The following is a 6,000-nucleotide window of genomic DNA, read 5'->3' as shown; positions in this document are numbered from 1 at the left end:
GCAGGACCTCATTCTCCTGCTCCAACAACCGGATTCGCTTGTTGGCCTCCCGCAACTCCGCCGACTGCCCCGACGTCATCCCAGGCTTGTTGCCGTCATCGATGTCGGCGCGTCGCATCCACTTCTGCAACGTCATCTCATGGATCCCGAAGTCCTTCGCGATCTGCGCGAGCGTCACACCGCTCTCACGATCCCGGGCAACCCGGACCACATCATCACGGAACTCTTTCGGATAAGGCTTAGGCACAGTAGTCATCCTTCCAGGCCGCCCTCCCGGGGCAAGCCAGATCAGATGTCACCTAACCGTGCACCAGTCCCCAGCGTGGGGCGACTCGTACAGGTTGTCTCTTGGGTCGTGAGGGGCTTCAGGGTCGTCTATGTAGGTCACGCCACACCCTTCTTATGCTGGTGCCAAACGAGCCAGGAGCGAGTGCGGGATCGATCGAGAGCGGCGCCGAGATGCTGTTTGCGTTCCCAGAGTTCGTCGCGATAGTCGGGATCGAGGGTGTGGTCGGCGAGGCGTTCCGACAGTCGAAGATCGTCCTGCAACATGCGGGCCTCCTCGGCGGTGAGTGGCGGGATATCAGGCGGCTCGATCAACTGGAGCCCCCATCCTTATGGGTGGCGTTGGCGTGGTTGTTGTAGGCGATAGCGGCGGCGATCCAGGCGGCGTCGTCTTCGGCGGGCGTCATGATGCAACCTCGAGTTCGGTTGTGGGTCTTGTTAGGTAGGCGTTTATGGTGTTCTTGATGGTTGACCCGTTGCAGTGGAGCGCTTCCATCGCGGTTGTGCGTGAGATGCGTTCGGCGAGGACTTCACGGATTACGGCTGCCCGGTCGTCGGGATGCCGGACTTCGGTTGGGATGCCGGCCAGCACTCGTTCGACAACAACGGTGTCGGCCAAGCTCTCGTCGCCCAGCTCGAGTGCGACCGCCCTCTGGTTGACGCCAAGGGCTCTTCGCGCTGAGTTGTTGTAGGCGCGCTGTTGTGCTCGTCGGGCAACTCGATACCCCTCGCACTCCTCGCACGGGCAGCGATGCTTGACGGCCAGCGTTTGTGCTCCATGTTTAGGTTGGACACTCATGCTGCTGACCTAAGGATTGCTCGGCGTGCGCTCTGGAATTGGGCGTGGGAGATTTGTAGATCCTCTTCCACGCGGACCCCAATTCCGTTGGGGAGCGGCTTCTCGGGGTCGTATCCGAGGCGGAGAATGTGGTTGCGGACCAATTCTTGTCGCCTTCGGGATTGTTCATTTCGTGGGGTGCCGGGTTCGTCCCTGGGGGGTGTGATGCCGCGTCGGATGAGGTCGCGGTCGGCTTCGTTGAGTCCGCCCCAGATTCCGAAGTGTTCGGGTAGGCCGAGTTCCGCGCATTGGGTTCGGACTGGGCAGGTTGCGCAGATGATCTTGGCTGGGTCGTTGGGTCCGTGTACGCCGTTGGGGAACCACATGTCGGGGTCGTGGTCTCTGCAGACGGCTTGTAGTCGCCAGTCGTCGCGGCTGGTGATGGGTGTGGGCATGGCGTAGGGGTTGTTCATTAGGACGCCTCGGGGAGGTTGCGGATGTATGCCTGGATGTCGCTGCGGCGGAACATCTTGTGCTGGTTGTGGATGCGGGACAGGTTGACGGGTACTAGTTCGCCGTCTGACACGAGTCTCTGGACGGTTTTGCGGGAGCAGTTGAGGAGTTGGGCGACTTCTTCGTAGCGGAGGAGTCGGTCGTCTGCGGGGTCTGTGGGGTGCGGCTTGCGGGTGGTCATGACGCCCTCCATTCGGCGTTGTAGGCGGCGTTTCGGCTGGGGTGTGTGCTGCGGCGTCGGTTGCCGGTGCGGGTCATTGCGCGGCGATTCGGTTGAGGATTCGGGCGCCCCAGTTCGCTTCGGCGTCACGCCGGTACCAGTTGACTGCGCTGGTGACCCACTGGATCGCTTCCTCATGGGTGCAGCACGTGCTGTCCGACCAGAGCGTCGTCCCGGCACGGTCGTTGATGACCCGCACCGTGCGGCACCGCGCACCGTTCCCGTATCCACGGCTCCGCTTGTCCGCCGAGATGGACACACTCCCGTAGATGTGTGTCTGCTTCCCCGTCGTGTCCTGCTCGGGGAGCGCTCGCGGCGCGCGGAAGAGGTGGGGTCTCTCGATTCCGACGGTGCGAGGTCGACGGTCCCAGTAGGCACAGCGCGCGGCTTCCTCGCGCTCCTGCTGTCGACGGGCCTGTTCGAATAGACTCCTGCTGCTTGTGCCTAGCGATACCCATCCGCTGCCGCTCATGCTGCCTTCCTTGTGGTTTCGTAGACACCGATGCGTCCGTAGCGGCGTGATGGTTTCGTGCTGTGGGTGTATCCGATGACGCGGATTCGTTTTGCTTGTGTCCATCCGCCGATGGTTGCTGGAATGAGGTTGGGGGAGTGGGGCCGTACGCCTTGGGGGCGAGTTGGTTGGCGAGGTGTTCTACGTCTTCGCTGGTGAATTCGCCGCCGACTCGGGTTAGGTGTTCGAGGGCTTTGGTGACGTAGTGTCCGTAGCCGCGGTGGGGTGCTACGTCTGCGGCTTGGACGGCGGACCAGCCTTCGTCGCGGCGCTCGAGTCCGGCGGTCATAGCCCACCTCGCACCGAGTGGTCTGCGGCCTCGTATCGCTCGAGCGCGTCTTCGAACGCCTCAGAGAAGTTCACCCCGCCGCGACGCACGCTCGCTGCTGGTGGTGCGCGGGAACACCTTGAGTGTGCGGCCGTCATCCTGCAGGTGGAGTTCAACGCCATCCCGGTACAGGTTGTAGCGCTCGAACACGCGCCCGTACTCGCTGTCGACCACGGTGATTCGGGTGACCTTGGATAGATCCAGGTTGTCGCTCATGACATCTGCTCCTGGTCGTCGATCGCGCCCTGTACCGGCTGCTTCAACTCCGCGCTCCGGGTTGACCAAGCCGTCTGCAGCTCCACCTTGTACACGCCAAGGTTGAAAGCCTTGAGCTGCTCGCCGATCTCACTCAGCGCCGCCTGATCCTGCGCGTTGTGGATGGTGTCGAGGAAGTCGTCGGCCTGTTTGTCGGTGATGAGCTGCGGGCCGGCGGCGAGGGGTTCGACGACGAATGGTGCGCGTCGGCCTCGGGTGACCATGAGCTGCACGGTCAGTCGCTGGTCGATGTTCGAGAGTGCGCTGATCCGCACGCCACCGACTTCCTTGCCGCCGAATACGACCTTCGGATCGCGGTAGAGCTGCATGCGCCGGCCGACGTAGTCCTGCGCTTGGTCGCCCCAGGCTGCGAGGAGTACGCGGATCATGGACTTGCAGGGCCGGAATGCGCGGCCGGGGAACTCGTGCAGATGGATGTTGACGGGCTGCTCGGATGATCCTCGGGTGACGCGTTCGATGGTGACGATGCGTGGGCCGGTGAGGAAGTCGCCTGCTTCGACTTGGTCGGAGTTGGCGGCTGCTGCGGCGACGAGATCGACTTCTTGGGTGGTCATGCGGGTTCTCCGAAGTTGAGGGTGGGTTCTTGGAGGCGGGTGCGCAGGGACAGGTCGAGGTAGTCGGCGTTGAGGTCGATGCCGACGTAGCGGCGGCCGTGGCGCGCTGCGGCGAGGCCCGTGGTGCCGGATCCGCTGAACGGGTCGAGGACGACGCCTCCGGGTTCGCATCCAGCCTGGATGCAGCGTTCGGCGAGCCGGACGGGCATGGTGGCGAAGTGCGCGCCGGGGAACGGCTGGGTGGCGATCTCCCACACGTCGCCCGGGTTGCGTGTCAGTCCGTCTCGACGGGACGTTTCGAGCCCTTGGGTGTTCGACCCCGGAGGCACAGCGATTGCCTTGCGGCGCGCCGTGGACTTTCCGTTCGCTCGATACGATGGGTCGGCTGGATCGGAAGTAGCTGCCGGTTCACGGATCGCGTCGAGGTTGAAGTAGTACCGCGGCTTCTTGGTGAGCATGAACAGGTGCTCGTGCCGCGAGCTGAGCCGATCGGTGACGCTCTCGGGCATGGCGTTCGGCTTCGACCAGATGATGTCGTTGCGGAGAATCCAGCCGTCGTCCTGCAGCGCGAGCGCGGTGCGCCAAGGAACACCGATCAGATTCTTGGCCCCCAAGCCTTCGTATCCGCGTGGTCGAGAACGTCGGTTACCGTTCCGGGCACCTTGCTTCATGTTGGATACTGGTCCAATGGATGCCGATTGGACTTCTCGGGCGCTAGGAGCGCTGGCAGCGTGGGAGAGAGCACTGGAAGGGGATTCGGGAGATGCCGAGGTCGATGCGGCCACCGATATGGCAGAGCTTCTGCGAGAGGCTGTGACGGCACCTGAGTAGCTGTCCCCGATGTTCAGCCACAGGGTGCCGTCGTCAGCGAGCACGCGCCGCAGCTCAGCGAACAGTGCGCGCATCGTCTCCACATACTCGGCAGGTGATGCTTCGAGCCCGTACTGACCTGGTTCGCCGTAGTCACGCAAGCCGAAGTACGGCGGGCTGGTGACGATGCAGTCGACCGAGCCCGCGTCGAGGGTGCGGGCGACAGTGAGCGCGTCGCCGAGGTGCAGGGTGACCGAGTCGTCGGCGAAGTAGGGGCTCACGATGCAAACCTCAGTTCGGTGGGGATTTCGGGGATGCGATCAGTCGGCGGCAGGCCCTCGGCGGCTTCGGCGAACAATCGGGCACGTTCGATGGCGTTGGCTTCGAACTGGCGGATGGCGTCGAAGATCGGGCGGGTCCATCGCACGTCGGGAAACACGCGCTTCGTGTACAGCGGGAGTCCGGCGACAAAGGACACGAAGTCGATCCACTTGCGGCCTGAGGTGAGCAGTCCGCATTGGAGCTGCGGCATGTGCTCGATCGGGACGGTGTCGGCGATGATGGTGTCGATGTGCGTCGCTGGGCGTGGGCATTTCACCTCGATCAATCCGTCATCGTTCACCAGGCCATCCGGCGAATAGCCCCAGCGGATTCCGTCGACTTCTTGGACCATGAAGCCGACCTCAACGACGGTGACGCCGTTGACTTCGGCATAGCGGTCGCGTGCATACGGCTCGTGGTCGATGCCTCGCTGCATGTCATCTGAGATGAAGACGCTCGGTTCGGACTGCCCTGTGATTCGTTCGTCAGCGAGCCGCTTCGTCAGATTCCGCGACACATCGTTGCTGGCCGGCTCGATGATGAGCGGGCTACTGGTGCTCTTGGCCTTGGCGGTGCGCTCGGAATGAGGCGACTTGATGGGTCCGCCGCGTGCACCGATGCACGGATCCCCGGCTGGTGAACTACAGGCTGGGCACATGTAGTCGACTGCGGTGAGCCGCCTGGTCGTCAGCAGATCCTTCACCGTCGATGCGGTGACCAGGCCGCGACGTGCCTCATGCCACTCGGGGCTTCTCTGATCCATCTGTGGGAACACCTGCAAGCTCACGATGCGTCCAGCCCGACTGCCTCGCGGAGTGCGGCGGCGACAGCACGTCCGATGCGGTTGCACTCTGCCCTATGTTTCACATCGTCGGGCACGGAGTCGATCCGGTCGGTGACTGCAACTACGGCGTGTGCGATCGTGGCGAGTGTCGTGCCAGAAACAACCGTGGGCTTGAGTAGCTTCTCGATTGCGGTGAGCTTGTCGATGATCTGGCCGAGGAGTCCATTGCCGCCAAGTTCCACGTGCTGACTGAACGGACCGGCAGTGTCTGTCACGGAGACCGCTGCGGCGGCCGTGTTCCTCTCCGCCTCGAACCGGGCCTCCCCCTCTGCCTTCAGCTTCTCGGCCTTCTCGTTGGTGAGCTTGTCGATGTCGGTGCTGAGGTAGCGGATGTACTCGCCCAGCTTCTCGACGTTGGCACCCCCCTGGGCTGCATTGATGTCGAGTGCGATCCACGCCTGCTGACGAAGTTCCTGAAGGATCTCCAGGCGGGTCAGTCCGTCAAGGGCGAGGCCAGAGGTGGTGTTGATGGGGTCAGACATTTGGGTCTCCTTGGTTGATGTTGCTGCGGTGTCGGTGCGTGAGTCCTCGCCGCACCATTGCTTTGACGACCCGACTGC

11 protein-coding genes are annotated in these 6,000 nt (G+C 63.3%); all 11 read right to left on the bottom strand.

Translation table 11 applies throughout. The features are described from left to right. A partial coding sequence (locus WFK95_RS11005; RefSeq protein ID WP_336670706.1) for a transposase occupies positions 1 to 247 on the bottom strand: 247 nt, incomplete at its 3' end. 137 nt (positions 248 to 384) lie between these two features. After that, positions 385 to 552, bottom strand: coding sequence for a hypothetical protein (locus WFK95_RS11000; RefSeq protein ID WP_336670705.1), 168 nt, complete (start codon positions 550 to 552; stop codon positions 385 to 387). Positions 553 to 688: 136 nt separating this feature from the next. Continuing rightward, entirely contained in the window at positions 689 to 1,084 is a 396-nt protein-coding gene (locus WFK95_RS10995; RefSeq protein WP_336670704.1) for a hypothetical protein, read from the bottom strand. Further along, positions 1,081 to 1,518: a WhiB family transcriptional regulator gene (locus WFK95_RS10990; RefSeq protein WP_336670738.1), complete on the bottom strand. Its 438-nt coding sequence runs from the start codon at positions 1,516 to 1,518 to the stop codon at positions 1,081 to 1,083. Before WFK95_RS10990 ends, WFK95_RS10995 begins: the two co-directional genes overlap by 4 nt. A 17-nt stretch (positions 1,519 to 1,535) precedes the next feature. Then, on the bottom strand, positions 1,536 to 1,757 hold the full coding sequence (locus WFK95_RS10985) for a helix-turn-helix domain-containing protein (RefSeq protein ID WP_336670703.1): 222 nt from the start codon (positions 1,755 to 1,757) through the stop codon (positions 1,536 to 1,538). A 73-nt stretch (positions 1,758 to 1,830) separates the two neighbouring features. Then, positions 1,831 to 2,268 (bottom strand): hypothetical protein, encoded by a 438-nt coding sequence (locus WFK95_RS10980; RefSeq protein WP_336670702.1) that lies wholly within the window; start codon positions 2,266 to 2,268, stop codon positions 1,831 to 1,833. 388 nt (positions 2,269 to 2,656) lie between these two features. After that, the gene (locus WFK95_RS10975; RefSeq protein WP_336670701.1) at positions 2,657 to 2,851 is read right to left on the bottom strand and encodes a hypothetical protein; all 195 of its coding nucleotides are present in this window, start codon (positions 2,849 to 2,851) and stop codon (positions 2,657 to 2,659) included. Continuing rightward, positions 2,848 to 3,465, bottom strand: a complete 618-nt coding sequence (locus tag WFK95_RS10970) for a hypothetical protein (RefSeq protein ID WP_336670700.1) — start codon at positions 3,463 to 3,465, stop codon at positions 2,848 to 2,850. The genes WFK95_RS10975 and WFK95_RS10970 overlap by 4 nt, the downstream gene beginning before the upstream one ends. Next, positions 3,462 to 4,559, bottom strand: coding sequence for a DNA-methyltransferase (locus WFK95_RS10965; RefSeq protein WP_336670737.1), 1,098 nt, complete (start codon positions 4,557 to 4,559; stop codon positions 3,462 to 3,464). The genes WFK95_RS10970 and WFK95_RS10965 overlap by 4 nt, the downstream gene beginning before the upstream one ends. Then, the gene (locus tag WFK95_RS10960) at positions 4,553 to 5,383 is read right to left on the bottom strand and encodes a lambda exonuclease family protein (RefSeq protein ID WP_336670699.1); all 831 of its coding nucleotides are present in this window, start codon (positions 5,381 to 5,383) and stop codon (positions 4,553 to 4,555) included. Before WFK95_RS10960 ends, WFK95_RS10965 begins: the two co-directional genes overlap by 7 nt. Beyond that, positions 5,380 to 5,922, bottom strand: coding sequence for a hypothetical protein (locus WFK95_RS10955; RefSeq protein ID WP_336670698.1), 543 nt, complete (start codon positions 5,920 to 5,922; stop codon positions 5,380 to 5,382). Before WFK95_RS10955 ends, WFK95_RS10960 begins: the two co-directional genes overlap by 4 nt. Positions 5,923 to 6,000: the final 78 nt, after the last annotated feature.

This window comes from Tsukamurella sp. USMM236 (genome assembly GCF_037148755.1).
Lineage (GTDB): Bacteria > Actinomycetota > Actinomycetes > Mycobacteriales > Mycobacteriaceae > Tsukamurella.
This window is presented reverse-complemented; position numbering and strand designations above follow the sequence as displayed.

Bases quoted from the DNA above. Each gene is read 5' to 3' on its own strand.
- WFK95_RS11000 (WP_336670705.1), bottom strand. From the start codon at position 552: ATGTTGCAGGACGATCTTCGACTGTCGGAACGCCTCGCCGACCACACC.
- WFK95_RS10995 (WP_336670704.1), bottom strand. From the start codon at position 1,084: ATGAGTGTCCAACCTAAACATGGAGCACAAACGCTGGCCGTCAAGCAT.
- WFK95_RS10990 (WP_336670738.1), bottom strand. From the start codon at position 1,518: ATGCCCACACCCATCACCAGCCGCGACGACTGGCGACTACAAGCCGTC.
- WFK95_RS10985 (WP_336670703.1), bottom strand. From the start codon at position 1,757: ATGACCACCCGCAAGCCGCACCCCACAGACCCCGCAGACGACCGACTC.
- WFK95_RS10980 (WP_336670702.1), bottom strand. From the start codon at position 2,268: ATGAGCGGCAGCGGATGGGTATCGCTAGGCACAAGCAGCAGGAGTCTA.
- WFK95_RS10975 (WP_336670701.1), bottom strand. From the start codon at position 2,851: ATGAGCGACAACCTGGATCTATCCAAGGTCACCCGAATCACCGTGGTC.
- WFK95_RS10970 (WP_336670700.1), bottom strand. From the start codon at position 3,465: ATGACCACCCAAGAAGTCGATCTCGTCGCCGCAGCAGCCGCCAACTCC.
- WFK95_RS10955 (WP_336670698.1), bottom strand. From the start codon at position 5,922: ATGTCTGACCCCATCAACACCACCTCTGGCCTCGCCCTTGACGGACTG.